The sequence below is a fragment of the Microbacterium atlanticum genome, from assembly GCF_015277815.1.
Lineage (GTDB): Bacteria > Actinomycetota > Actinomycetes > Actinomycetales > Microbacteriaceae > Microbacterium > Microbacterium atlanticum.
In genome coordinates this window covers 1,057,977-1,083,468 of the sequence record NZ_CP063813.1, presented here as the reverse complement: position 1 = coordinate 1,083,468, position 25,492 = coordinate 1,057,977, and the positions used below count along the sequence as shown (strand labels likewise).

Below are 25,492 nucleotides of genomic sequence, written 5' to 3'. Positions count from 1 at the left end.
CGCTCGCCTCGGCTCGCTCCCAGCCGTCCCCGTAGGATCGATCCATGGCCGGATTCTGGGGCAGACGCAAGCGCGAGCAGGAAGAGCTGAGCACGCAGGACGCCGACCTGGCGCGGCGCGCCCAGCAGGCCCTGGTGGCCGCGGATGAGCGCATCCGCCTGACCACGGACGAACTGGCCTTCGCCGACGCGGAGCTCGGCCCGGGACCCACCAGGGAGCTTCGCGACGCGCTGGACTCGGTGCGCACCCATCTGCAGGAGGCGTTCCACCTGCACCAGCTGAACCACGACGAGATCCCCGACACCCCCGAGGAGCTCCGCACGCGCAACGCACGCATCGTGCAGCTGTGCGAGTGGGCCGAGGATCTGCTCGATGACCGCACCGAGGCACTGGCCGCGCCCATCGAGCGCGCCCGCCGCGCGCCCGAGATCATCGCGAAGGTGCGTGCGGATGCCGCCCGCCTGCGCCTGCGTCTTCCCGATGCGCGCTCGACCGTCGAGCGGCTGGCGGTGCGCTATTCCGCGCACGCGCTCGCCCAGATCGAGGCGAACCCGGCCGAGGCCGAGCAGCTGCTCGGATTCGCGGAGCACAGCGCAGGCGTGGCCGAGCGGCGTCGCGAGGCCGGCCAGCGCGAGCAGGCGAACATGGCGCTGGAGGCGGCGACCGAGTCGGTGCGGCGCGCCGAGACCCTCCTCGATGCCGTCGAGACATTCGAGGTCGAGGCGCTGCGCGCCGAGTCCACGCTGGCGGCGATCGTCGAGGATTCCCGGGGCGACCTCGTCGCGGCCCTCAAGGAGCCGCACTCCCCCGGCGTGCAGACCGCGATCGAGGAGCTCCAGTCGGCCCTGGCGGCCCTGCCCGCGGCAGGCGTCAACACCGACCCGTTCGAGCAGCTGTCGCGGCTGCGCGAGGCGAACGCGGGGCTGGACGCCGCGATCGCCGCGGCGCGCGAACGCGCCGCGCGGCCGATCCCGCCGTCGGAGCACGTGCGGCACGCCATCGACGACGCCGACCGGCAGATCGCCGTCTCGCGGGACGTCATCGCCGGGCACCGCGGGTGGATCGGCGCCGACGCGCGCACCCGGTTCGCCGAGGCCGAGCGCATCCGTCTCGACCTGGATCGCTATCTCGGGGCATCGGCCGCCGCCGTGACGACCATCGGCGAGGATCACCGCGAGCAGGCGTTCGCGATGGCCCGCCGCGCGGCCTTCCTGGCCAGCGAGGCGCTGCAGCTCGCCCAGCGCGACATCGACTCCGCCCGGCCCCAGCCCGAGCAGTGGGGCGTGCCGGGATACGGGCAGCAGGGCGGATGGGGCGGCGGCCGCCGCAGCGGCGGCGGCGACCTCATGGGCGGCATCCTCGGCGGCCTGGTCATCGGCAGCATCCTGGACGGCTTCATCGACTGATCGGCCGCCGCGCCGACCGGCCGGGACGAGGCATCCGTCATCGCCCCCGTCCGACGGGCCCGCACGCCGTCGCTCCCCGGCACGCGGCGGGCACGAGAAGGGGGCGCGGCCGGGCGGCCGCACCCCCTCGTCGGTCAGCAGGTCAGGACGCCAGTTCCTCCGGCTGCGCCTGCGTGGTCAGTGAGATGACGCCGTAGTCCCACCCCTTGCGCCGGTAGACGACGCTGGGGTGGTCGGTGCGGGCGTCGATGAAGAGGAAGAAGTCGTGGCCGACCAGCTCCATGCGGTCGACCGCCTCCTCCACCGACATCCACTCGGGATGGAACTCCTTGGTGCGGATGACGACGGGGGTGTAGCCCTCTTCGTCCTCGTTGCCGGTGATGATCGGGATCTCGCCGGTCGCGACCGCGCGGAGCACGTCGACGGATGCCGGCTGCACATCGATCCCCTGGAGGGCGCCGCTCCCCTTCTCGAACTTGGCGCCGCGGGGGTGGTTGCGCGCGTCGACGCGCTTGTCCTTGGCACGTCGCAGCTGCTCGCACAGCTTGTCGACGGCGAGGTCGAGAGCGGTGAACTTGTCGCCGTCCGTCGCTTCGGCCCGGATGACGGGCCCCTTGCCGTTGACGGTGAGCTCGACGGTCTCGTCCTCCATGCGCCCGTTGTGATAGGCGCGGTGGGTGACCTTGACATCCACGCGCTGAGCGCGCGGCGCGAGGTTCTGGATACGGGCCGCCTTCTCCTCGACGACACTGCGGAAGCGATCGGTGATCCCCACTCCCACGCCGACGATGCTGGTTTCCATCCCTGACCTCCTTGTTCCGGTCCACCCGGCCAAGGGCGGACCATCAGTCGCCTTGTCTTCCCCACGGTATCCCGGCGTACAGGGTCTGTCACCTGTGAGTTTCGAATGCGTCGAGCGTCCGTTCACCACCCCGACGGAAGACGCCTGGGCGTGGCGGCGATGGTGACCGCCCCCACCACATCGGCCCCCGCCGCCCTCAGCGCCCGCACCGCCTCCGCGAGACTGGCACCCGTCGTCAGCACATCGTCGACCACGATCACCCGCAGCCCGCCGGCGCCCGGCGCGGCGAGACTGTGCGCGACGTTGCGGCGCCGCTGATCGCGGTCGAGCCCGCGCTGGTCGGCTGTCGTGCGCACCGCCGACAGCACGCGGCGCACGTGCCGACCGGTGCGTCGCATCACGAGGTCGGGCATCCGGAAGCCGCGGCGGCGGTAGGCGGCGCGGGACGTCGGCATGGGGACGAGCAGGGCGTCCGCGTCGCCGGTGTGCGCCAGCGCCGCCTCGAGCGCGGGCGCCAGCGCGCGCGCCAGGCCGGTGCGGCCGTCCTCCTTGATGGCTCGCACCACGCGCGCCGCGACGCCGTCGAACGCCAGCCCGCTCCACACCACCACGTCGCCCCCGTCGGCCTCGACGACACGACGTCGTGGATCGGGCGCGAGCGCGATGAGGCAGCGTTCGCACAGCGCGACGTCGGGCTCGTCGCACCCGGCGCACCACAGCGGCAGCAGGAGGGCCAACGCGTCGGCTCCCGCCGCGCGCGCCGCGACCCACAGTTCTCGCATCACGGCGCCAGGTTCGCCGACCGTGGCCGGTGCCGACCGGCCGTGCCAGGGATCCGTGGATGACGAGCCCCGGCGCGCCGCTGGGGAGGAACCTTATTGCGGCGCCCCCTGTTGGGTGGCGAGCACCTGGATCCCGGTGGCGGTCGGCTGCCACGTGGTGCCGCGCTTGACGTAAAGCGTGCCGTCGAGCGCCAGCAGGCGCAGGCTCGATATCCCGCTGCCGCCGGCGATCGACTTCATTCCCGCGGCTGCCGTCGAGGTCGTGGTGGGCGCGCCGACCACCTGCTCGACGACCACCGACTCCGTCTCGCCGCTGCCCAGCACGCCGACCGTCACGTCGTCGATCCAGGTGACCCCGAGGCCGGTGCCCCCGACGCCGACGAGCCGGACGGGCGTGCCCAGTGCTTCCGGCACGCCGTCCGCGTTGCGCAGGACGCCGGCCACCCACAGCATCGACCGGCCGCCGGAGACCACGGTGGCGGCGATCCGCGTGCCGTCTCGCGAGAGAGCCATCCCCGCGATCCACGTCGCCTCGGCCCACGCATCGGCGACCTCGACGACCTCGCCGCCGGGCAGGTACGCGCGCACCGCACCGGGTGCCGTGCGCGGCACGCTCCACACGATCCCCAGCCGGTCGATCGTCGGGTCGACGAGGTCCGCGCGGGTGTCGAGCACCTCCGGCTCGACGACCGTCGCGCTGAGCCGCGCCACGGCTCCCGACGCGAGCTTCGCGGCGGCGACGGTCCGGTCGGGCGCGACCTGGACGCTCGTCGGCGCCGCGCTCTCGACGGCCTCGGACAGCCCGGGGATCCTGTCGAGCTCGTCGCCGGTGAGGAAGCCGAAGCCCTCCTCGACGAGCACGAGGGGAGCGGCCGGGACGCGCGTGGAGCGCACCGCCACGGGCTGGGCGTCGATGGGGGTGGACTCGACGCTCATCACGACGTCGGAGGCTCCTGCCGCACTGAGACTCGCCTCCAGCTGCGTCAGCATCCGGTCCAGCGCGACCGCGCTCGCGCCGACGATGCCCTCGCTGAGCTCGACCTCGGCCACCCCGTTCTCGTCGATCGGCACCGAGGGCACCGCGGTGACGTCGTCGGGGAACGCCGTCGCCACCGACGCGGCCAGCCACTCGGCGGGCGGACCGTTCACCAGCGCCCCGGCGATGCTGCTGGCGGCCGTGGTCACGGGGAACCACCGCACGTCCGGGACCAGGTACTCCCACGCCGGATCGAAGTACATCAGCGGGTAGCGGTGGAACACGGTCGGGAACTGCGCCTCGTCCAGCCAGATGCCGTCGGGCGCCTCCGTGATGCGCCACTCGCCGTCGGCGCGCTGCTCGAGGCGGAAGACCTGCTCGCCCGGCGCGAGCTCGGCGCGCTCGTAGGCGCCGATGTTGTCGACGGTGGCCACGACGTCGAACGCGAACCCCACGACGCCGTCGTCCCGCTCCACGTAGTCACGCTCCGCGCGCTCGTCGACGATGACGCCGGCCTCCGGCTTCCACGTGTCCTGCAGCGCCGGCGCGAGGAACTCGCGGGCGACCGCCCAGTTGCCGCCGACGCCGGGACCCGAGCCCGCGTCGATGAAGCCTTCCACGATCTGCGCCGGAGAGGCGCCCGGCTGGGGCCGGTTCGGGATGAAGGCGACGTTCTGCGAGCCGTCTCCGGTGTCGCCCGTCTCGAGTCCGTACTCGACCGGCCCGGTGGTCGGGAAGCCCGCGCAGCCGGTGACGACGAACGCGCACGCGGCGAGCAGGAGAGCCAGGATGCCGCGTGCCCGGGTCATGCGGATCCTCCTCGCGTCGCGGCATCCGCTCCCCCCGCGGCGCCCTGCGCCACACCCGCCCCCGGCACCGTGATCGGCTCGGTGAGGCCCAGCTCGTCGAAGGGCGCCACCGCGTCGTCGCCCGGCTCCAGCGCGATGGGCGACGTCCCGTCCAGGGCGGCGTCCTTGCGCGGCAGCGTGAGCACGAAGTGCGTGCCGCGGCCGGGCGCGGACCACACCGCCAGCTCGCCGCCGTGCAGCTTCGCGTCGCCCAGTGCGATCGACAGGCCGAGACCGGTGCCGCCGATCGTGCGCTTGCGCGATGGATCCGCACGCCAGAACCGGTCGAAGACGCGCTCCGCCTCCTCGGGCTTCATGCCCATCCCGTAGTCGCGCACGCCGATGGCGACCGCCTGCTGGTTGCTGTCCACGGTGACCACGATGGGGCGGCCCTCGCCGTGCTCGATGGCATTGCCGAGGAGGTTGCGCACGACGCGGCGCACGCGGCGGGGGTCCATGTCGACCGGCGAGTAGCCGCCCGGCGCCACCAGGCGCACGTCGCTGCCGTGCTGCTCCGCGAGCTGGTGCATCGAGGCGATGACGTCCTCGGCGAGGTGGGCGAGACTGGTCGGCTCGAGCTCGAGCTGCACCGAGCCGGCGTCGTACCGGCTGATCTCCAGCAGGTCGGTCAGGAGCGTCTCGAACCGCTGCACCTGCGCATTGAGCAGCTCGGCCGCGCGCGCCGTGGCGGGGTCGAACTCGTCGCGCTGGTCGTTGATCATGTCGGCCGCGAGCCGGATGGTGGTCATCGGCGTGCGCAGCTCGTGGGAGACGTCCGACACGAACCGCTGCTGCACGAGCGACAGCTCGGCCAGCTCCTTGATCTGCGACTCGATGCTGTCGGCCATCGCGTTGAACGACCGGCCGAGGGTGGCCAGCTCGTCCTCGCCGCGCACCTCGAGCCTCACGTCGAGCTGGCCGGACGCCAGCTTGGCGCTGGTGTCGGCCGCCTCGCTGATCGGCGTCGTCACCGAGCGAAGGACGAACCACGCGATCCCGCTGATGAGCAGCACCAGCCCGATGCCCACGACCCACAGCGTGCGCTGCACGAATGACAGCGTCTGCGGGGCGTTGGCGAGGTCGTAGGCGAGGTAGAGCTCGTAGGACGCCACGCCCTGGATGTCGAGCTGCTGTCCGACGACGATTCCGGGGACGCTCGCCTGGCCCCCGTCCGGCAGCGAGACGGGCTGCCAGATCTGACGGTCGGGGGTGGTGCGCACGAGCGTGCGCATCGGAACGGTCAGCAGCTCGTCGATCACCCCCTCCGCCGTCGAGAAGTCCTGGGGGGCGTCGGGCACCGGCGGCCCGATGCGGTAGGCGGCGACCATGTCGGCCGAGGACTGGTCGCGCAGCGCGGTGAAGGCGAGTGTCATCACGTTCTGCATCTGCACCGCGTCGCTCTGCACCGCGGCATCCAGCGTCCGCTGCGCGGCGGCCCGCGCCTGCTCCGCGTCGACGAGAACCTGGTCGCGGCGCGACGCGAAGAGGTCGTTCTGGATGGCCAGGGCCATCCACACGCACGCGACGACCACCGCGAGCGCCGTGAGGCCGATGGTCACCAGGATCGTGCGGAACCGCAGCGACCGGCGCCACAGGGCCGCCATGTTCCCCGGCCACGCCCGCCACAGACGCCACCCGGTGAGCGGTGCCATCGTGGCCGTCACGCCCGTGGTCGGCGCTGTCACGTCGGCCTCAGACGACGGCGCCGGCGCGGTACCCGACGCCGCGCACCGTCGTGACGATCTTCGGGTTGTCGGGGTCCTTCTCGACCTTCGCGCGCAGCCGCTGCACGTGCACGTTCACCAGCCTCGTGTCGGCCTTGTAGTGGTACCCCCACACCTGCTCCAGCAGCATCTCGCGGGAGAACACCTGCTGCGGCTTGGAGGCGAGCGCCACGAGCAGCTCGAACTCCAGCGGGGTCAGCGCGATCGGCGCCTCGCCGCGGCGCACCTCGTGAGCGGCGACGTCGACGGTGAGGTCGCCGATGCGCAGCGTGTCGTTCGCGGGCTGGGACGCCGGCCGCAGGCGGGTGCGGATGCGCGCGACGAGCTCCTTGGGGTTGAACGGCTTCACGATGTAGTCGTCGGCGCCGGACTCCAGACCCCGCACGACGTCCGCGGTGTCGGTGCGCGCGGTCAGCATGATGATCGGGATGCCGGACTCGGCGCGGATGCGCGTGCAGATCTCGATCCCGTCCATGCCCGGGAGCATGAGGTCGAGCAGGATCAGGTCGGGACGCTCCGTGCGCCAGGCCTCGACGGCCTGCGCGCCGTCGGCGCAGAAGGCCGTCTCGAATCCTTCCGTGCGCAGCACGATGCCGATCATCTCGGCCAGGGCGGTGTCATCGTCGACCACCAGGATGCGTGAAGTCATCGCGCGGGTTCGTTCCTTCTGTCCAGGCACGGGGCACGGCAAGCGGCGTCCCCATGCGCTTCCCACAGAGTAGTCGACGGCGACTGTGGACCGCCCGCACCCCGCCCGAGCGCTCGCCGAGAGCCGCCGGGAGCGGGTGCGGACGCCGCTGCGGAGAGCGGATGCCGCGTCCTGCGGATGTGGAACGATAGGGGCACACGGCGACCGCGCGGCCCGCGGGCGGCGCCCACCGAGAGAGGACCACCGTGACCGCGTACCCGGCTTGGACGCCGGCGTCCCGCCCCGGCATCATCCCGCTGCACCCGCTGTCGTTCGGGACGATCCTGGGCCGCTCGTTCGCGGCGCTGCGCCAGAACCCCCGGGTGCTGCTCGGGTTCGCGCTGGTCGTGCAGACCCTCGCGTACGCCGTGGTGATCGGCGGTGTGCTGCTGGTGATGTGGGCCTCGTTCTCGCGCCTGGACACCCTGCAGGAGGGGACCGAGGAGTACGACACCGTGATGGCGGGCTCCATCGCGCTCACCGCGATCGCGGGCATCGTGCTGTCGCTGGCGGCCGGGGCGCTGAGCGTGATCGTCCAGGGCATCGTGGTGGTGGAGGTGACGCACGCCGCGCTCGCCGAGAAGCTCACGCTCGGTGCCCTGTGGCGCCAGGTGAAGCCGATCGCGTGGCGGCTCCTCGGTTTCGCGGCGCTCGTGGTGCTGGCCGTCGTGGTGCTCGTCGGGGCCGTCGTGGCGGCCGTGATCGGGATCGCGACGGTGGCACCGCCTGCCGCGATCGCGCTCACCATCATCGTGATCGTCGCCGCCATCCCCGCCACGTGGTGGCTCATGATCAAGCTGCTGCTCGCGCCGGCCGCGATCATCGTCGAGCACGCCACGATCGGGCAGGCGCTGTCGCGCTCGTGGACGCTGACGCGCGGGCGCTTCTGGCCGGCACTGGGGATCATCCTCGTCATCAGCGTCATCTTCGCCACCGTCGCGCAGGTGGTGAGCCTGCCGATGAGTTTCCTCTCCCTCGGGCTCACGACGATCATCGCGCCCACCGGAGCCTCCGAGCCGACGGCGATCATCGGCTTCCTCGCGACGGCGCTGCTGACGCAGATGCTCACCCTGCTGCTGCAGTCCGTCGCGGTGGTGGTCCAGTCGACGGCGACGGCGCTGATCTACATCGACTGCCGCATGCGCCGCGAGGGGCTGGATCTCGACCTGCTCGCGTATGTGGAGCGACGGGATGCCGGAGCCGCGGGACTTCCCGATCCCTACCGCGAGAACGTCGGGCGCGCGATCGGCCCGCGCACCGCTCGCGCTCCGTACCCGGCGCCCGGCTACGGTGCCTACCCGCCCCTGCACGCCCCACCCGCCTTCCCGCCTCAGGGCGCCTACCCGCCCCCGCCCGCCGCACCGGCTGCAACGCCGGTCGCCGTCCTTCCGGTGCACGGCGGCGCGCCCGCGTACGCCCCGCCGGCCGGTTACGGCAGGCCGGCCGAGTCGGTCGCCGACGGGGACCCCTCCGCTGCAGAGGCCGAGGTCCCGCCCGTGGCGCCCCGCCCGACCGCCGCGCCGGAGGCCTCCGCCACGACGTGGACCGCCCCGGGCTCGGCTTCCGACGGGACCGACCGCGAGTCGCCGTGGTCCTGACCGAGCCGCTCGGCCCGCTCGCGCGTCCGGCCGACGCCGTGCCGCCGCTCACGCCCGACGGCGATGAGGCGCGGCGGTGGGCTGAGGACGAGCTCGCGAAATCGGTGTACGACGTCGCCGAGCCCACGCCGCTCGACCGCATCGCGCGCGCCATCGGAGACTTCGTGGCATCCCTGCTGAACCCGGACCTCTCCGGCGGCTGGGGCACGACATTCGCGCTCGTGGCCGCAATCGTGGTGGTGATCGTCATCGTCGCCGCCTTCCTGGTGTGGGGCGTGCCGCGGGCCTCGCGCCGGGCCGCCGCCCGTCCGCCGCTCCTGTTCGGCGAGCCGGAGGAGCGCAGCGCCGCAGATCTGCGCGCCGCGGCGGACGAACGCGCCCGGGCGTCGGACTGGGACGCCGCGATCGTGCTCCGCTTCCGCGCGCTCGCGCGAGGGTGCATCGAGCGCGGCGTGGTCGATCCGCCGCCGGGTGCGACGGTCCACGCCTTCGCGCGCGCCGCGGCGCACGCGTTCCCGCCGTTCGCGGGTCGGCTGGAGGACGCCGCGACCGCGTTCGACGACGTCCGCTATCTCCGGCGACCGGGCACCGGCGAGCTCTACCGCCTCGTCGCGTCGGTCGACGACGCCGTCGCAGCCGCCCGACCCGCCGTGCGCGAGGAGGTGCCGGCGTGAGCGCGACCGTCACGGCGGGCACGGCCGGAGGGGTGGAGAACACGGATGCCGCGCCGGCGGCGGGCAGCGGAGAACCCGCCGGTCCCCCCGGACGCCGCCGCCGCGTCGGCGCGTGGATCGGAATCGGTCTGGTGCTCCTGCTCGTCGCCGGAGCCGGCGCCGTCGTCTCGTCCGCGAACCAGTGGGCACAGCGCGGCGCGCTCGATCCGGACTCTGCGGGCCCGACCGGCACGCGCGCGATCGCGCAGATCCTGCGCGACCACGGCGTGGCCGTCGAGGTCGCCCGCGACCGCGACGCGGCGCGGCGAGCGCTCGCGCCGGGCGGTGCGACCCTCGTCCTCCCCGACACCCCCGCGCTGTCCGACGACGCCGTGCGCGCGCTCACCGACGCGGCCGACGACGTCGTGCTGATCGAGCCCCGCTCGCGCACGCTCGACCAGCTGCTGGCGGGGTCGGCGCCGGCGGGCTTCGCGCCCGACGGGAGCGTTCCGCCGGGCTGCGAGGTGGACGCGGGCCTCCGCGCCGGCGCGGTCGAACCGGGAGCGGTGTTCGCCCCCGGCCCCGGCGTGGTGTCGTGCTACCCGGCCGGCGAGGGCTCCGGACTCCTCCTGCAGGAGAGCGACCGAGGACAGATCGCCGCCGTCGACGGCCGGGCCCTCTTCACCAACGAGAACCTGGCCGACGACGGCAACGCCGCCCTCGCCGTGAACCTGATGGGGAGGCATCCGCTCGTCGTCTGGTACGTCCCCGGACTCGGTGACACCGACCTCACCGACGCAGATCCGTCGCTGGGCGATCTCACACCGCCCTGGGTGAGCCCGGTGATCGCGCTGCTGCTCGTGGCGGGGATCGCGGCCGGGATCTGGCGCGGCCGGCGCTTCGGCCCGCTCGTGGCCGAGCGGCTGCCGGTCACCGTCCGCGCGTCCGAGACGACCGAGGGCCGGGCCCGCCTGTACGCACGCTCGGGCGATCCGCTCCACGCCGCCGACCGGCTGCGCATCGGAGCGCTGCGTCGGCTGGCCGCGCTCCTCGGACTGGCGGCCACCACGGCGGCGCCCGAGATCGCGGACGCGGCCGCTGGCCGGATCGGGGCGGACCGCGCGGCGGTCCGGGGCCTCCTCATCGACGACGTCCCCCGCAGCGACGCCGAGCTGCTCGCACTGACCACCCGCCTGAGACAACTCGAGGACGCCGTCCGCGCGGCCGTCCGCCCCGAGAGGAGCCCCCGATGACGGACACGCCCGCAGTTCCCGTGCCGCCCTCCGCCGACACCGCCGCCGCACCGGCCGACCGGGGCGGCGCCGACGACGCCGCGCTTCGCGAGGCCATGAATCGCGTGCGCCTGGAGGTGGGCAAGGCGGTGGTCGGGCAGGACGGCACGGTCACCGGCCTACTGATCGCGCTGCTCGCGCGAGGGCACGTGCTTCTGGAGGGCGTCCCCGGCGTCGCCAAGACGCTCCTGGTGCGGGCGTTCTCGACCGCGCTGGGCCTGGACACCAAGCGCATCCAGTTCACGCCCGACCTCATGCCCGGCGACGTGTCGGGCTCGCTGGTGTACGACGCGCGCACGGGCGAGTTCGAGTTCCGCGAGGGCCCGGTCTTCACCCACATCGTGCTCGCCGACGAGATCAACCGGACGCCGCCGAAGACCCAGGCGGCGCTGCTGGAGGCCATGGAGGAGCGTCAGGTCTCGACCGACGGCGTCACGCGGCGTCTGCCCGATCCGTTCCTCGTCGCCGCGACGCAGAACCCGATCGAGCACGAGGGCACCTACACGCTGCCCGAAGCGCAGCTCGACCGCTTCCTGCTCAAGCTCATCGTCGACGTGCCCTCGCGCGACGCCGAGCTCGCCGTCCTCCGCCGCCACGCCGGCGGCTTCGACCCGCGGGACCTCGCCGCGGCGGGCCTGCGACGGGCGGCGACGGCCGACGAGCTGCGGGCGGCGCAGCGGGCCGCGGCATCCGTCACCGTCTCGGACGACGTCCTCGGCTACGTCGTCGACCTCGCACAGGCCACACGGCGCAGTCCGTCGGTGCAGCTGGGGGTGAGCCCGCGCGCCGCCACCGCGCTGCTCGCCGCCGCCAAGGCGTGGGCCTGGCTCGGCGGCTACCCCGCCATCACGCCGGACCACGTGCAGACGATGCTCGTGCCGACGTGGCGCCACCGCATCCGGCTGCGGCCGGACGCGGAGCTCGAGGGGGTCTCGGTCGACGCCGTCCTGGGCTCGGTGGTCCAGCAGACGCGCGTGCCGATTTGACGCGGGCCGGGTCCTGACACCATGTACCTCACCGGTCGCCTCCCCCTGCTCGTCGCGCTCGGCGCCGTGCCCGTCGTGCTGCTCTCTGCGGCGGGTGTCGACGCGTGGATCGCCGCCGCAGCCTGGGTGGTCCTGTGCACGGCGGCCGCGCTCGCAGACGCCGCCGCCGCGCCCGATCCGCGCCGGATCGAGGTGACCAGGCGGATGCCGCGGCGCGTGCTGCTCGGGCAGCCTGTGCTGTCCGAGCTGACGCTGCGCAACCCCGGCGACCGCACCGTGCGGGGCCGGGTGCGTGATGCGTGGCAGCCGACGGCCGGAGCGGCTCCGGACCGTCCCGCGCTCGCGCTCCCGCCCGGTGAGGCCCGGACGATCCGGATCCCCCTCCTCCCCCGCCGTCGGGGCGAGCTGAGGTCGGCCTTCGTCGTGGTGCGCTCCGACGGACCGCTGCGGCTGGCCGGACGCCAGGCACGGCTGGATGCGACGGGGGCGGTGCGCGTGCTGCCTCCCTTCACCGCGCGCCGGCATCTCCCGTCGCGTCTGGCGCGACTGCGGGAACTCGACGGGAACACCAGCATCCAGGTCCGGGGCCAGGGGACCGAGTTCGACAGCCTGCGGGAGTACGTCCGGGGCGACGACGTGCGATCGATCGACTGGCGGGCGACCGCCCGGTCGAGCACCACGATGCTGCGCACCTGGCGACCCGAGCGCGACCGCCACGTGGTCATCGTGATCGACACCGGGCGCACGGCGGCGGCGCGCGTCGGCGACGGCGTCCGGATGGATGCCGCGATGGAGGCGGCCTTGCTGCTGGCCGCGCTGGCCGCGCGGGCCGGTGACCACGTGCACCTGCTCATGTTCGATCGCGTGATCCGCGCCCGCGTCACGCGCGCCGACGGCCCCTCGCTGCTTCCGGCGATGGTCGATGCGATGGCGCCGGTGGAGCCGCAGCTCATCGACACGGACTGGGACGCCGCCTTCGCGCAGGTCGGCGCGCTCACCTCCCGCCCGTCTCTCGTGGTGCTGCTCACGGCGCAGGATTCCCCGGAAGCCGCGCGCGGCTTCCTCGGCTCGCTGCCTGCGCTCGCCCGCCGGGCCCACGTGCTCGTGGGCACCGTGACCGATGAGGCGGACGACCTCCCCGAGCGGCCGGACGCCGCAGAGGTGTACCGCGCGGCCGCGAGCGAGCGCAGCGCACACGATGCCGCGGTCGTGGCGGCCGCCGTGTCGCGAGCCGGGGGTGAGGCCATCGCCGCGACACCCGAGGACCTCCCGCCACGGATCGCTGACCGCTACCTCGCCCTCAAGGCCGCCGGACGCCTCTGACCTCGGGAAACTCCGCACCGCCATCCTGGGAATCGCCTGTGGATGCCGATACCCTCGCGGCGAGGAAAGGAGTCCGCAGATGTCGGATACCACCATCCCGCCCACCACGGTGAACAGACTCGTCGCGGAGGCCCTGGGAACGTTTCTGCTCGTCTTCGGCGGCGTCGGATCGGCGCTGTTCGCCGCCAACTTCCCGGCAGGGTCCGAATCCAACCCGCTGGGCATCGCCTTCGTCGGCGTCTCCCTCGCGTTCGGTCTGACCGTGGTGGCCGGCGCGTACGCGTGGGGACCGATCTCGGGAGGCCATTTCAACCCGGCCATCACGCTTGGCCTGGCGGCGGCGGGGCGCTTCGAGTGGAAGAAGACGATCGGCTACATCATCGCGCAGCTCATCGGCGGCGCACTGGGCACGACCGTCATCGTGCTCATCGGCCTGTTCGGCGCCGACGACTGGCTGGCCACCGCGCAGGACGGCGGCTTCGCGTCCAACGGGTTCGGCACCGGCGACTTCGGCTCCCCGGGCGGCTTCGGGCTGGGGGCAGCCATCGTCGCGGAGGTCGTGCTGACGGCGGTCTTCGTCCTCATCATCCTGGGTGTCACCAACCCCACGCGCGGCACGGCGGCCCTCGCTCCGCTCGCGATCGGCCTCACCCTGACCCTCATCCACCTCGTCTCGATCCCCATCGACAACACGTCGGTGAACCCCGCCCGGTCGATCGCGACCGCGATCTACGGCGGGCCCGACCCGCTGGCGCAGCTCTGGGTGTTCATCGTCTTCCCGATCGTCGGCGGTCTGCTCGCCGGCATCCTGCACCGCTCCCTCTTCGAGCCGAAGGGCACACTGCCGCCCGTCCAGGCGGAGGCGCGCGTCGACTGAGGCCCAACGAATCACGGAGCGGCCCGCCCCCGGATCGGGGACGGGCCGCTTCGTGTTGCCGGTGTCAGGCGAGATCGAACCGGTCGAGCTCGGTGACCTTGCCCCACGCGGCGACGAAGTCGCGCACGAACTTCTCGTTCGCGTCGTCCGAGGCGTACACCTCGGCGACCGCGCGGAGCTCGGAGTTCGACGCGAACAGCAGGTCCACGCGGGTGCCGACGCCGACGGGCTCACCCGAGCCGTCCTTCGTGCCCGAGAACGCGTGGGCGCCCGGGTCGAGCGGCTTCCACGTCGTTCCGAGGTCCAGCAGGTTCACGAAGAAGTCGTTCGTGAGCACGTCCTTTCGGTCGGTGAACACGCCGTAGTCCGAGTCGTCCCAGTTCGCACCGAGCACACGCAGTCCGCCCACGAGCACCGTCATCTCCGGCGCGCTCAGCGTGAGGAGGTTCGCCCGGTCGATGAGGTGGTGCTCCTCGGGCATGAACGCCTGCGGACCGTAGTAGTTGCGGAAGCCGTCGGCGATCGGCTCGAGGAACGCGAAGGACGAGGCTTCCGTCTGCTCCTGCGTCGCGTCCGTGCGGCCCGGGTGGAAGGGCACCTCGGCGTCCACGCCGGCATCCTTCGCCGCCTTCTCGACCGCGGCGTTGCCGCCGAGGACGATGAGGTCGGCGACCGACACCTTCTTGCCGTCGGTGCGGCCGTCGTTGAACGACGCCTGGATCTGCTCGAGCGTCGCGATCACCGTCGCCAGCTGAGCGGGCTTGTTGACCTCCCAGTCCTTCTGCGGGGCCAGGCGGATGCGAGCGCCGTTCACGCCGCCGCGCTTGTCGCTGCCGCGGAACGAGGAGGCCGCCGCCCACGTCGTCTCGACGAGCTGGGAGGGGGTGAGGCCGGACTCCAGGATCTGCGCCTTCAGCGCCGCCGCGTCGGCAGCGTCGATGAGCTCGTGGTCGACCGCAGGCACCCGGTCCTGCCAGAGGAGCTCCTCGGCGGGCACCTCGGGGCCGAGGTAGCGCTCTATCGGGCCCATGTCACGGTGGGTCAGCTTGAACCACGCGCGCGCGAACGCGTCCGCGAACGCCTCGGGGTCGTCCTTGAAGCGGCGCGAGATCCTGTCGTACTCGGGGTCGGTGCGCAGCGCCAGGTCGCTGGTGAGCATGCGCGGCTCGCGTCGGCCGTTCGAGTGCGCCATCGGCACCATGTCGGCTCCGCCGCCGTTGACCGGACGCCACTGGTGGCCGCCGCCGGGGCTGCGCATGAGCTCCCACTCGTACGCGTAGAGGATGTGGAAGAACTCGTTGTCCCAGCGCGTCGGGTGGTACGTCCAGGTGACCTCGAGGCCCGACGTGATGGTGTCGTCGCCGTGACCGGTGCCGTGGTTGTTCTTCCAGCCGAGGCCCTGCATCTCCAGACCCGCCGCCTCGGGGTTGTCCTCGACGTTGGTGTCGGGGGCCGCGCCGTGCGTCTTGCCGAAGGTGTGGCCGCCGGCGATGAGGGCGACCGTCTCCTCGTCGTTCATGGCCATCCGGCCGAACGTCTCGCGGATGTCGCGCGCCGACTTCAGCGGGTCGGGCTCGCCGTTGGGACCCTCGGGGTTGACGTAGATGAGGCCCATCTGCACCGCGGCGAGCGGCTTCTCGAGGTCACGGTCACCGGAGTAGCGCTCGTCGGCCAGCCACGTCGTCTCGGGACCCCAGTACACGTCGGCGTCGGGCTCCCACACGTCGGCACGGCCGCCGGCGAAGCCGAAGGTGCGGAAGCCCATCGACTCCAGCGCGACGTTGCCGGCGAGGATCATCAGGTCGGCCCACGAGATCGACTGGCCGTACTTCTTCTTGACCGGCCACAGCAGGCGGCGTGCCTTGTCGAGGTTGACGTTGTCCGGCCAGCTGTTCAGGGGGGCGAAGCGCTGCTGTCCCGCACCCCCGCCGCCGCGGCCGTCGGTCACGCGGTAGGTGCCTGCGCTGTGCCATGCCATGCGGATCATCAGCGGCCCGTAGTTGCCGAAGTCCGCCGGCCACCAGTCCTGCGACGTCGTGAGCGTCTCGGCGATGTCGGCCTTGACCGCCGCCAGGTCGAGCGCCTCGAAGGCGGTCTTGTAGTCGAAGTCCTCACCGAGCGGGTTGGCCACGGCGGGGTTCTTCGCGAGGATCTTGAGGTTCAGCTGGTTCGGCCACCAGACGCTGTTGGCGTTGCCGGTGGTCGGGTGCGGCTGTCCGCCGCCGTGGATGACCGGGCAGGCGTCGTCCGGATTCGGACGCGGGCGCGTCTCGCCATCCTCGCGCTCGTCGACCGGGGTGTCGATCGGCGTGACCGCCTGGTCGGTGTGGGACAGGTCCTCGCCGATCTCGGGGACGATCTCTCGGCTGTCGGTCATGGCTTCCTTCCAATCGGGATGGGCTCGGGGGAAAGGGATCAGGATGCCGCGGCCCGCGCGTCCGCGGAGGCGGCGGTGGCGGCATCCGTCGTCGTGCACGCGGGGCAGACGCCCCAGAAGGTCACCTCGGCGACCTGGAGCGCGTAGCCCCGGGCGTCTGACGGGGTGAGACACGGCGCCTCGCCGACGACGCAGTCGACGTCTTCGACCGCGCCGCAGCGGGAGCAGATGAGGTGATGGTGGTTGTCGTCGACGCGGAGCTCGAACAGGCCCGGGCGACCGGCAGGCTCGATGCGGCGCGCGAGGCCGGCGTCGACGAAGTCGCCCAGCGCGTTGTACACGGACTGCAGGCTCGTCCCCGGCACGGTGCGCGCGACCAGGGTGAAGAGCTCGTCGGCGCTGGCGTGCGGCCGCTCGGCGAGCGCAGCGACGACCGCCCGCCGGGACTCGGTGACCCGCAGCCCCGCCCCACGCAGCCGCGCGGTCGCGTGGGCGTCCGGGATGTCGGGATCGGGGGGCGATGGCACCCGTCCAGCTTATCGCTGTTTTGAGCGGTTCAAAATTGAGTGGGAGACGGGTCAGCCGGCGGTGAGGGTGGGCGTGCCCGTCTCGTACTCGGTGAGGTCGCCGGTCTCCCCCAGCCGGTGCGCCCGACGCCCCACGACCAGCATGTAGACCAGGAACACCCCGAGCGCGGCCGCCCCGATGCCGATCTTGACCGGCCAGGGCCAGGGCTGCGCCGTGACGAATCCCTCGATGAGACCCGAGAGGCCGAGGGCGATGACCAGGCCGATCGCGATCGTCGCGAGCGATCGACCCGCCGCCGCCAGCGCCTCGCCGCGTGAGCGCGGACCGGGAGCGACCCAGGCCCAGAAGATCTGCAGCCCCGCCGCCGCGGCGACGAAGATGCACGTCAGCTCCAGCAGACCGTGCGGGAGGATGAAGAGCACGAACACGTCCGCCCGGTCGAACGCCGTCATGACGGCCGCGGCGGTGCCGACGCCGACCGCGTTCTGCACGAGCACCATGACCGGCCACACGCCGGTGATGCCGAACAGCACGCACTGCGCCGCGATCCACGCGTTGTTGGTCCACACCGTCCCTGCGAAGACGGCCGCCGGATTCTCGCTGTAGTACTCGGTGAAGTCGCTCTCGGCGTACTGCTCGAGCTGCGCGCGGCTGCCCAGGCTCGCCAGCAGCGCAGGATCCTGCGAGACCCACAGCGCCACCACCGCGACCACGAGCACGAAACCCGCCGCGATCGCGAGCGTCGCCCAGCGCACCCGGTAGAGGGCGGCAGGGAGCTGGAGCGCGAAGAACCTCGGGATCTGGCGCATGACGTTCTCGGGTGCGCCCGTCAGCTTCAGCCGGGCACGGCCCAGCATCGTCGACACGTGGTCGCTCTGGATGCTCCGCCCCGCCGAGGTCTTCGCGTCGGCGAGGTCGGCGGATGCCGCACGGTACCGCGTCACCAGCTCGTCGACCTCGGCGCCCGAGAGCCGCCGGACCCGGCTGAGCTCGTCCAGCCGCGCCCATTCCTGGCGCCGGGCGGCCGTGAGCGCGTCGAGGTCCATGCGCTTTACTGTAGCCATGAGCGCTCCCCCGTCCGCCCCGCCGCCGAGCGCTCCGCGCGCGGCCGTGGTCGACATCCAGCAGGACGAGGTGCTCACCGGCGAGGCGGTCGCACTCGACGTCCAGCCGCTGGGCTTCTTCCTCCGCGCCCTCGGCGTGCTGATCGACATGCTCATCGGCGTGGCGATCCTGCTGCTGTTCGCGTGGGGCATGCTGTGGCTGGTCGGCGAGGGCGCGGTCGACAGCGCGGTGGTGCCGATCCTCACCATCGTCACGCTGGTGCTCGTGATGGTCGTCATCCCGACGGTCGTCGAGACGACGACGCACGGCCGCAGTCTGGGCCGTCTCGCCGTCGGCGGGCGCATCGTGCGCACGGACGGCGGCGCGGCCGGCTTCCGGCACGCGTTCATCCGCGCGCTGGTCGGGGTGTTCGAGCTGTGGTTCACGCTCGGCGCCGTCGCGGCGCTCGTCGGCGCGTTCACGCCGCGGTCGCAGCGCCTCGGCGACCTCGTCGCGGGCACCTACTCCGAGCGCACCCGCACGCCCCGCCTGCCCGACGGCTGGCCCGGCGTCCCGCCGGCGCTGGCGGAGTGGGCGGCGGTCGCCGATGTCGCGCGCCTGCCCGAACCACTGTCGCGTCGCATCTCCCAGTTCTCCCGGTCGGCGACGAGCATGCAGCCGTCCGCCCGCGCGCGGCTGGCGGTGTCCCTCGCCCGCGAGGCTGCGGAGCATGTCTCACCGGTGCCCCACGTCGACACCGAGCCGTTCCTCATCGCCGTCGTGGCGCTGCGGCGCGACCGGGAGCTGCGGGCGATCCAGCTCGAGACCGCCCGCGCCGAAGCGCTGGCGGGGCCGGTGTCGGGTCCGCCGCGCGGCTTCCCGCAGCGCTGACCCTCCCCCGCTCGCTCGCGGACCGGGGGTCAGTAGCGGTAGTGGTCGAGCTTGTACGGACCTTCGACGGGAACGCCGATGTAGTCGGCCTGATCCTCGGTCAAGGTGGTCAGCTTCACGCCGAGTGCGTCGAGGTGAAGGCGCGCGACCTTCTCGTCGAGGCGCTTGGGCAGCGTGTACACCGCGGTCGGATACTCGTCGCGCTTGGTGAACAGCTCGATCTGCGCCAGCACCTGGTTGGTGAAGGACGCGCTCATGACGAAGGACGGATGCCCCGTGGCATTGCCGAGGTTGAGCAGCCGGCCCTCGCTCAGCACGAGCACGCTGCGTCCGTTCGGCAGACGCCATTCGTGCACCTGCGGCTTGATCTCGATCTTCTGGACGCCGGGGAGCGCCTCGAGGCCGGCCATGTCGATCTCGTTGTCGAAGTGCCCGACGTTGCCGACGATCGCAAGGTGCTTCAGCGCGAGCAGGTGCTCGACGGTGACCACGTCCCTGTTGCCCGTGCCCGTGATGACGATGTCGACCTGCCCTGCGGCCTCGCCCAGCGGTGCCACCTGGTAGCCGTCCATCGCCGCCTGCAGGGCGCAGATCGGGTCCACCTCGCTCACGATGACCCGCGCGCCCTGGCCGCGCAGCGCCTCGGCGGCGCCCTTGCCCACGTCGCCGTAGCCGCAGACGAAGGCGACCTTGCCGCCCATCAGCACGTCGGTGGCGCGGTTGATCCCGTCGGGGAGCGAGTGACGGATGCCGTACTTGTTGTCGAACTTCGACTTGGTGACCGAATCGTTGACGTTGATGGCGGGAAAGAGCAGCTGTCCGGATGCCGCGAGCTCGTAGAGGCGGTGGACGCCCGTGGTGGTCTCCTCCGTGACGCCCAGGAGGCCGGCTACCATGCGGGTGAAGCGCTGCGGGTCGCGCGCCAGGCTCGCCCGCAGGGTCTCGAGGACGATGCGGTACTCGGCGGAGTCGTCGGGCGCGGCATCCGGAACCACCCCCGCCTTCTCGAACTCGACGCCCCTGTGCACGAGCAGGGTGGCGTCGCCGCCGTCGTCGAGGATCATGTTGGGTCCGTCGAAGCCCTCGGCCGACCAGTCGAAGATGCGGTCCGCCAGGCGCCAGTACTCCTCGAGGGTCTCGCCCTTCCACGCGAACACCGGTACGCCGGCGGGGGCGTCGACGGTGCCTGCCGGCCCGACGACGACGGCCGCGGCGGCCTCGTCCTGCGTGGAGAAGATGTTGCAGCTGGCCCACCGCACCTGGGCGCCCAGGGCCACGAGCGTCTCGATCAGCACCGCGGTCTGCACCGTCATGTGCAGCGACCCGGCGATGCGGGCGCCCTGGAGGGGCTGCGACGGCCCGAACTCCTCACGGAGCGCCATCAGCCCCGGCATCTCGTTCTCGGCCAGGCGCAGCTGGTGGCGTCCCGCCTCGGCGAGCGAGAGGTCGGCGACCTCGAACTCGAGCCCTGCGACGGATTCGGAGACCGCGGGGGCGCCGGCGGACGCGACGGAGGTGTGGGTCGGCATCCGCCCATTCTCCCACGGGGACGACGGGCGCGAGCCGGCTCAGGCGCGCAGCGTCTCGTGCCGCACGACCACCCAGCCCTTGGGCACCGAGAGGCGGTCGGTGTGGATGGCGCACAGGTCGTGCGCATGCGGGTCGCCCACAGCGCCGAGGGGGCCGAGGGCGGCCATCTGGTCGCCGTAGTCGTAGGTGAGCGTCGACATCGCCTCACGGGCGCAGCCGACCTTGGAGCAGACTCTCTCGCGCATCGGCTCGACGCTACTGCGCGATCGTGCCCGGGGACGGATGCCGCGCCGCGGCGTCTGCGCCGAGACCTAGGATGGGCTCATGGCGTGGCGTCGGACCCGGACGAGCGACCGCGCGCCGCGGCGGGCGTCGCGACACGGTCGCCACGGGCGCGAGGGGCGCAGCTCGGTCGTCCGTCCGCCCCTGCCGCCGCTGGACACGCGCGTCGACCGCTTCGACCTCTCGGTGGGAACGGCTGCGGAGTTCCTGCGGTCGGCGTGGCCCGAGCTGCGGGACGTTCGCTTCGAGGTCGCCGACATGCCCGCCGCCACCGGTGACGACGGCATCCCGCGCTGGACCGTCCTGCCCGCCGAGCACCGCATCATCCTGTACCGGCTCCCGATCGAGCGGCTCAGCCATCTGCACCGCGACGACGACCTGCACCGTCGGATGCTGGTCGAGGGTGCCGTCTTCCGCGCCGCGGCGGAGTACCTCGACCGCGATCCGTGGGACCTCGGCCCGGAGCGCTTCCGGTACTTCTGAGGGTCGGCCGCGGGAACGACCGCGTCGAGACCCGCTCTCACGGGTAGACGACCACCTCGGGCGTCACCACGTCGGCCGGCCAGATCGGGAACCCCGCGAGGGCACCGTCGCCGGCGAGCGCCAGTCCCGCCCGCACCGGCGCGTCGGGTTCGAGGACGTAGAGCGTGCGAGGCGCGAGGCGCACCGACACCGATCCGGAGGCGGGCACGGTGAGATCCATCGTCGAGCCGCGGCCGTCGACGGCGACCACCCCGACGGTGACGGGCTCGGCGGCCGGGTTCACGATCGAGATGCTCGGCGTCGGGCCCGCGGGCGTCGCGAACAGCGACGGGACCGAGACCTCGGGCGCCGGCGTGAACCAGGCGAAGTCATCGCCCGCCTGGACGCCCGTCGACTGCCACACCGCCGACACGACGGGCGCGTCGGCGTCGATCGTCACGATGTAGGTGCCGGTGCGGAGCCCGCCCAGCGCGAACTCCAGCGGCCGGCCCGCTTCCAGTGCGACATCCTCCGGCTCGCGCACGGGCTGCTCGCGGTCCACTCCGTACACGGTCACTCGGGCCGTCGCCGGCGCCGATGGCGACAGCATCCGCAGCACGGTGGCCTCCGCGGGTGTCTCCGCCTCGCCCTCGTCGGGGGCCGGGCCGGCGTCGTCGTCGGTGTCGGGGGGCACCGTCACGCCGGCGATCACCGCCCGGGTCTCCGCCTGGGCCACGGGCCCCACCTGGTCGACTCCGCCGGGCGTCAGGGTGCGGATGATGCTGGCCTGAAGCGAGGCGTGGATCGGCGCGCCGACCGCCGAGACCCGCACGACCGGAGTCTGCTCCCCGAGGGCGAGGCCCGCCAGCGGAATGACCCGCTGGGTGCCGGCAGCGATCACGAGATCCGCGCCGCCCGGGGGCACCTGCGGTCCGTCCACGCCGTACACGGTGATCTGCACGGTCGCCGCCACCTCGCCCGGATTTGACAGCAGCACGAGGTCCGCTGCACCGGTGGTCGCCGACCCGCCCACCAGCCACGAGTCCAGCAGCGGAGGGCGGCACGCCGACGCGGCGAACCCGGCCAGATCCGCCTCCGCCGCGGTCGCCGAGCCCGTGGCGGCGATGTCCACCGCCGTGTCGTCGACCGGCTGGGCGCTGAACGCGGCCGGGCCGGGCCCGACGTCGACCGTCTCGAGCTGCTCCTCCTCGGCGGGCTCCCCCTCGGCGACGCCGCCCACGACGGTCTGCGGCACCGCCACCTGCACGGCGTCGGCGTCGGTGGGGTCCCTCCCGATCGCCAGCAGCGCCCCGTCGCACACGATGGTGGACGCGGCGGGAGCGGGTGTGGCCGTGACCGCCAGCGGGGCGCGGGCGATCGTCGGCCACGGCAGCCAGATCGCGGTGACGACGGCGACCGCCGCGCAGATCGAGACCGCCGTGCCGATCAGGAGGCGGGCGCTCGAGGTCGCCCACCGGAACACTCGTCGATCGCTCATCGTCCCTCCTGCCAGTGCGGTCCCACCACGCGCGGGGTGCGACGCGCTTCGCGCATCGACGCGCCGGTCGGCACGGCGAGCAGCAGCGCGATGCCGAAGACGGCGAGCTGTCCGAGCGCGATCCACCACGAGGCGGTCGCGACGGATGCCGCCTCCTGCGGCCGCTCGGCCACCTCGTCGACGACGCGCCACAGTCCGCCCTTCGCGGTCTCCCCCACCACCACGAGGGTGTCGCGCTGCCCCAGCGCGGTCATGGCCGAGAGGCGCACGGTGCGCGCGGCGTCGGTCTCCGGCGGGGTCGCCGGCGCCAGGAGGATGAACCCGATGCCGCGGGCGCCGAGCTGTGCGACGACGTCCTCGGACGAAGGCGTGACCAGGTCCGCCGCGAGCCGCGCCAGCTCGGCGTCCTGCGCCGTCGGCTCGGTGCGGGTGGAGAGCATCGTGGTCTGGCCGCCGATCGTCTCGCTGGCGCCCCAGACGACCTGAGCGGCCACGCCGGAGTCCGCCTGCGGCGTCAGCACGATCGTGCCGACGTCCGGATCCTCACGGCCCTCCGCGGCGACGAACGCCGGAAGGGTGCTGGCCGGGCCGTTCGCCAGGGCGCTGGCGCCCCGCGCGAACGCGGTCAGCGAGGGCACGGCGAGCGCGACGGCGCATGTCAGGACGAGAGCCGCCGCGATGCCGCGGGCCACCGCGACCCGCGGGGCGAGCCCCGCGTCGAGCGCCACCAGGGCGCCGCCGAGCGCGCCCAGCCAGGCGAGGCTGAGCGCGGTCCCCGGCCAGAGCGGCACCGTGAGCGACTGGACGAACTGGACCGATATCCCCGCCGTCGCGAACGCGGTGGCCAGCCCCAGCGCGGTGACGACGAGGAGGCCGGTGCCGACGGCCCAGCGCTGGGTCAGCGGAGCGGCCAGGGCCAGGACGGCGAGCGGCAGGCTCAGCAGCGGCACCCACCAGGTGGGCCCCTCGGGGAGGAGCGCGGCCCAGCCGGCCAGGTCGGGGGTGGGGATCCCCGCGGCCAGGAGAGCCCGCCCCGCCGCGTCGGCGGCGACCTGCGGGCCCGGCCAGGGCACGCCCGGATCGGCGACGAGACTCCACGGGCTGCCGTCGATCAGCCGGTGCAGCACGAGGGGGAAGGCCAGGGCGACGGTGGGCACGAGCGTCCAGACGAGGCGCGCGACGCCGTGCCCGGCCCGCCCGAAGACGGCCAGCAGCACCGCACCCACCCAGATCGCCGCCATCGCGGGGGCGAGCGACGGCGCGGTGGCGACGACACCGGCGAGCAGGATCGACGCGGCGCCTGCGCCCGTCCATGAGCGGTGCGCGACGGACCCGGCGTAGAAGAGCCACGGCAGCAGCAGGTGAAGGATCACGCCGGTCGGCCGGCCCTGCATGAGAGCGATGAGGAAGGTGGGCGCCAGGGCCCAGACGGCACCTCCGAGCAGGCGCAGGCCCGGGCGCTCGGTGACGCGCGTCGCGCCGAACCATCCCCCCAGGGCGGCGAGGGGAAGCGCGGCGACCCACAGGAGCACCAGCATCCGCGACGGCGCCCACGGCCAGAGCGATCCGAGGACGGCCACGAGCGCCGCGAACGGATCGGCGGGGCCGACCGTGTCCAGCCCGAGCGCCCGTTGCCCGAAGGACGCGTCGTCCCACAGCTGCCCCACCGTGGTCGCGAGGGGCTGCAGCGCTCCGCCGCCGAGCACCGGCCACGCCAGCAGCGCCGGGAAGACGGCGATCGATGCGACGAGCGCGGCCAGCACGAGCCACGCCCCGCCGCCGGAGAAGAACCGCAGGTCGCTGCGGCGGTGGCCGCCGATCGCCACCTCCGGTTCATCGTCGAGGCGTTCGCGCAGCTCCGCGCGCGTGGTCCGCAGCGGGGCGAGGAGGGACCAGGAGGCCGTGCGGGCGCTGCGCAGGCGCCGCCGCCCCCGCCACACCGCGCCGAGTCCGACGAGCGCGGCCGCGGCCGCCCCCCACTCGGGGGCGATGCGGCCCGGCTGCTTTCCGGCCAGGTCCGAGATCGTCCGCCACACCGCGAGCGGCAGGATCGTCAGCCAGTGCAGCGGCACCGCCGGTGCCGGAGCGTAGACGAGGCGTCGGTGCAGCTGCGCGAGGCGGGCGGCGTAGGCGGCCCGCCGTCGCCGCTGCGGGGTGAGCGGGACCGGGAGGCTCGCGGCACCGTCCCCGGCGACGGCGACCAGTGCGCTCGGGACGAGCGAGACGCGTCCGCCGGCGAGGCGGGCTCGCACCCCGAGGTCGAGACCCTCGTCGGCGCCGGCCAGGCCCCGGTCCAGACCGCCGAGCCGCTTCCACGCCTCGGTCCGGATGAGGATGCCGCGGACGTCGGAACCGAGCACGTCTTCGCGGGCGTCGTGCTGCCCCTGGTCCAGCTCGCCGTCGGCGAGGCCGACGGTGCGCCCGAACCGGGTCATCCCCACGCCGAGCGACACGATCTCCGAGCGATCGTCCCAGCGGACGAGCTTGGGTGCCACGAAGGCGACCGACGGCGAGCGCTCCAGCGCGCCGAGCAGCCGGGCGAGCGCATCGGGCTCGGGTGCGGTGTCCTGCACGAGGAGCCACAGCATGCCGTCGCCGATGTCGTCCGTGGCCTGGGCGACGGCGGCCGCGAACCCGGTGGAGGGCGCAGCGCGCAGGATGATGTCGGGCCGGCCGCCGTCTGCCACCTCGAAGAGGTGATCGTCGCCCCCGCAGACCACGACGGTCAGGGCGTCGACCGGTCGGGACTGCTCTCTGAGCGCCGCGAGGCTCCGTCTCAGATGGAACGCGGCCGGGGTGCGACCATCGGGTCGCACGACCAGGACGGCGTGCACTCTGTTCGGCGTGGCGGCGGGCATGTCTTCGTCAGCCTAGGCGTGCGGATCCGGCACCCCGGGCGAACGCGCCGGGCCGGCCGGATCGTGC

General features: G+C 73.4%; 21 protein-coding genes. 9 read left to right on the top strand and 12 right to left on the bottom strand.

The features are described 5' to 3' along the window. The first annotated feature begins 44 nt into the window (after positions 1-44). Entirely contained in the window at positions 45-1,406 is a 1,362-nt protein-coding gene (locus IR212_RS04715) for a coiled-coil domain-containing protein (RefSeq protein WP_194397824.1), read from the top strand. Positions 1,407-1,548: 142 nt separating this feature from the next. On the opposite strand, the gene hpf is transcribed toward IR212_RS04715, so the two are convergent. The 5 genes from hpf to mtrA all read right to left on the bottom strand — a co-directional run bounded on the left by hpf (position 1,549) and on the right by mtrA (position 7,187). Beyond that, entirely contained in the window at positions 1,549-2,208 is a 660-nt protein-coding gene (gene hpf, locus IR212_RS04710; protein ID WP_194397823.1) for a ribosome hibernation-promoting factor, HPF/YfiA family, read from the bottom strand. 122 nt (positions 2,209-2,330) lie between these two features. Next, positions 2,331-2,990: a ComF family protein gene (locus IR212_RS04705; protein WP_194398527.1), complete on the bottom strand. Its 660-nt coding sequence runs from the start codon at positions 2,988-2,990 to the stop codon at positions 2,331-2,333. 93 nt (positions 2,991-3,083) lie between these two features. Further along, entirely contained in the window at positions 3,084-4,775 is a 1,692-nt protein-coding gene (locus tag IR212_RS04700) for an LpqB family beta-propeller domain-containing protein (protein ID WP_194397822.1), read from the bottom strand. Further along, entirely contained in the window at positions 4,772-6,466 is a 1,695-nt protein-coding gene (mtrB, locus tag IR212_RS04695) for an MtrAB system histidine kinase MtrB (RefSeq protein ID WP_194398526.1), read from the bottom strand. The genes IR212_RS04700 and mtrB overlap by 4 nt, the downstream gene beginning before the upstream one ends. A gap of 40 nt (positions 6,467-6,506) precedes the next feature. Next, on the bottom strand, positions 6,507-7,187 hold the full coding sequence (mtrA, locus tag IR212_RS04690) for an MtrAB system response regulator MtrA (RefSeq protein WP_194397821.1): 681 nt from the start codon (positions 7,185-7,187) through the stop codon (positions 6,507-6,509). A gap of 245 nt (positions 7,188-7,432) precedes the next feature. Between mtrA and IR212_RS04685 the strand changes: the two genes are divergently transcribed. The 6 genes from IR212_RS04685 to aqpZ all read left to right on the top strand — a co-directional run bounded on the left by IR212_RS04685 (position 7,433) and on the right by aqpZ (position 13,955). Further along, a complete protein-coding gene (locus tag IR212_RS04685) occupies positions 7,433-8,824 on the top strand; it encodes a DUF7847 domain-containing protein (protein ID WP_194397820.1) in 1,392 nt (463 codons plus the stop codon). Beyond that, positions 8,815-9,498, top strand: coding sequence for a DUF4129 domain-containing protein (locus IR212_RS04680; RefSeq protein WP_194397819.1), 684 nt, complete (start codon positions 8,815-8,817; stop codon positions 9,496-9,498). The genes IR212_RS04685 and IR212_RS04680 overlap by 10 nt, the downstream gene beginning before the upstream one ends. After that, positions 9,495-10,730, top strand: a complete 1,236-nt coding sequence (locus IR212_RS04675) for a DUF4350 domain-containing protein (RefSeq protein ID WP_228479484.1) — start codon at positions 9,495-9,497, stop codon at positions 10,728-10,730. Before IR212_RS04680 ends, IR212_RS04675 begins: the two co-directional genes overlap by 4 nt. Continuing rightward, positions 10,727-11,755, top strand: a complete 1,029-nt coding sequence (locus IR212_RS04670; RefSeq protein WP_420488616.1) for an AAA family ATPase — start codon at positions 10,727-10,729, stop codon at positions 11,753-11,755. The genes IR212_RS04675 and IR212_RS04670 overlap by 4 nt, the downstream gene beginning before the upstream one ends. 21 nt (positions 11,756-11,776) lie before the next feature. After that, positions 11,777-13,078: a DUF58 domain-containing protein gene (locus IR212_RS04665; protein WP_194397818.1), complete on the top strand. Its 1,302-nt coding sequence runs from the start codon at positions 11,777-11,779 to the stop codon at positions 13,076-13,078. A 79-nt stretch (positions 13,079-13,157) separates the two neighbouring features. Further along, positions 13,158-13,955: an aquaporin Z gene (aqpZ, locus tag IR212_RS04660; protein ID WP_194397817.1), complete on the top strand. Its 798-nt coding sequence runs from the start codon at positions 13,158-13,160 to the stop codon at positions 13,953-13,955. 64 nt (positions 13,956-14,019) lie between these two features. Here the strand turns inward: aqpZ and katG are convergent, their stop codons facing one another. The 3 genes from katG to IR212_RS04645 are packed head-to-tail and all read right to left on the bottom strand — an operon-like array spanning position 14,020 to position 17,906. Beyond that, positions 14,020-16,332 carry a catalase/peroxidase HPI gene (katG, locus tag IR212_RS04655; protein ID WP_228479483.1) on the bottom strand — a complete coding sequence of 771 codons (2,313 nt, stop codon included), beginning with the start codon at positions 16,330-16,332 and terminating at the stop codon, positions 14,020-14,022. Positions 16,333-16,370: 38 nt separating this feature from the next. Continuing rightward, the gene (locus IR212_RS04650) at positions 16,371-16,859 is read right to left on the bottom strand and encodes a Fur family transcriptional regulator (RefSeq protein ID WP_273542112.1); all 489 of its coding nucleotides are present in this window, start codon (positions 16,857-16,859) and stop codon (positions 16,371-16,373) included. Positions 16,860-16,910: 51 nt separating this feature from the next. Beyond that, positions 16,911-17,906, bottom strand: coding sequence for a stage II sporulation protein M (locus tag IR212_RS04645; RefSeq protein ID WP_194397816.1), 996 nt, complete (start codon positions 17,904-17,906; stop codon positions 16,911-16,913). A 16-nt stretch (positions 17,907-17,922) separates the two neighbouring features. Here IR212_RS04645 and IR212_RS04640 point away from each other — a divergent pair, with 16 nt between their 5' ends. Next, entirely contained in the window at positions 17,923-18,795 is an 873-nt protein-coding gene (locus IR212_RS04640; RefSeq protein ID WP_194397815.1) for an RDD family protein, read from the top strand. A gap of 29 nt (positions 18,796-18,824) precedes the next feature. Here the strand turns inward: IR212_RS04640 and ahcY are convergent, their stop codons facing one another. Beyond that, positions 18,825-20,324 (bottom strand): adenosylhomocysteinase, encoded by a 1,500-nt coding sequence (gene ahcY / locus IR212_RS04635; RefSeq protein ID WP_194397814.1) that lies wholly within the window; start codon positions 20,322-20,324, stop codon positions 18,825-18,827. A 39-nt stretch (positions 20,325-20,363) separates the two neighbouring features. Further along, positions 20,364-20,570 (bottom strand): DUF3499 family protein, encoded by a 207-nt coding sequence (locus IR212_RS04630; protein WP_194397813.1) that lies wholly within the window; start codon positions 20,568-20,570, stop codon positions 20,364-20,366. Between the two features lie 79 nt (positions 20,571-20,649). Here IR212_RS04630 and IR212_RS04625 point away from each other — a divergent pair, with 79 nt between their 5' ends. Then, positions 20,650-21,090, top strand: a complete 441-nt coding sequence (locus IR212_RS04625; protein ID WP_194397812.1) for a metallopeptidase family protein — start codon at positions 20,650-20,652, stop codon at positions 21,088-21,090. 37 nt (positions 21,091-21,127) lie between these two features. Here IR212_RS04625 and IR212_RS04620 read toward each other — a convergent pair whose 3' ends face one another. Next, positions 21,128-22,567: a DUF5719 family protein gene (locus IR212_RS04620; RefSeq protein WP_194397811.1), complete on the bottom strand. Its 1,440-nt coding sequence runs from the start codon at positions 22,565-22,567 to the stop codon at positions 21,128-21,130. Then, complete coding sequence (locus tag IR212_RS04615; protein ID WP_194397810.1) at positions 22,564-25,425, bottom strand: glycosyltransferase; 2,862 nt, start codon at positions 25,423-25,425, stop codon at positions 22,564-22,566. Before IR212_RS04615 ends, IR212_RS04620 begins: the two co-directional genes overlap by 4 nt. Between the last annotated feature and the right edge of the window lie 67 nt (positions 25,426-25,492).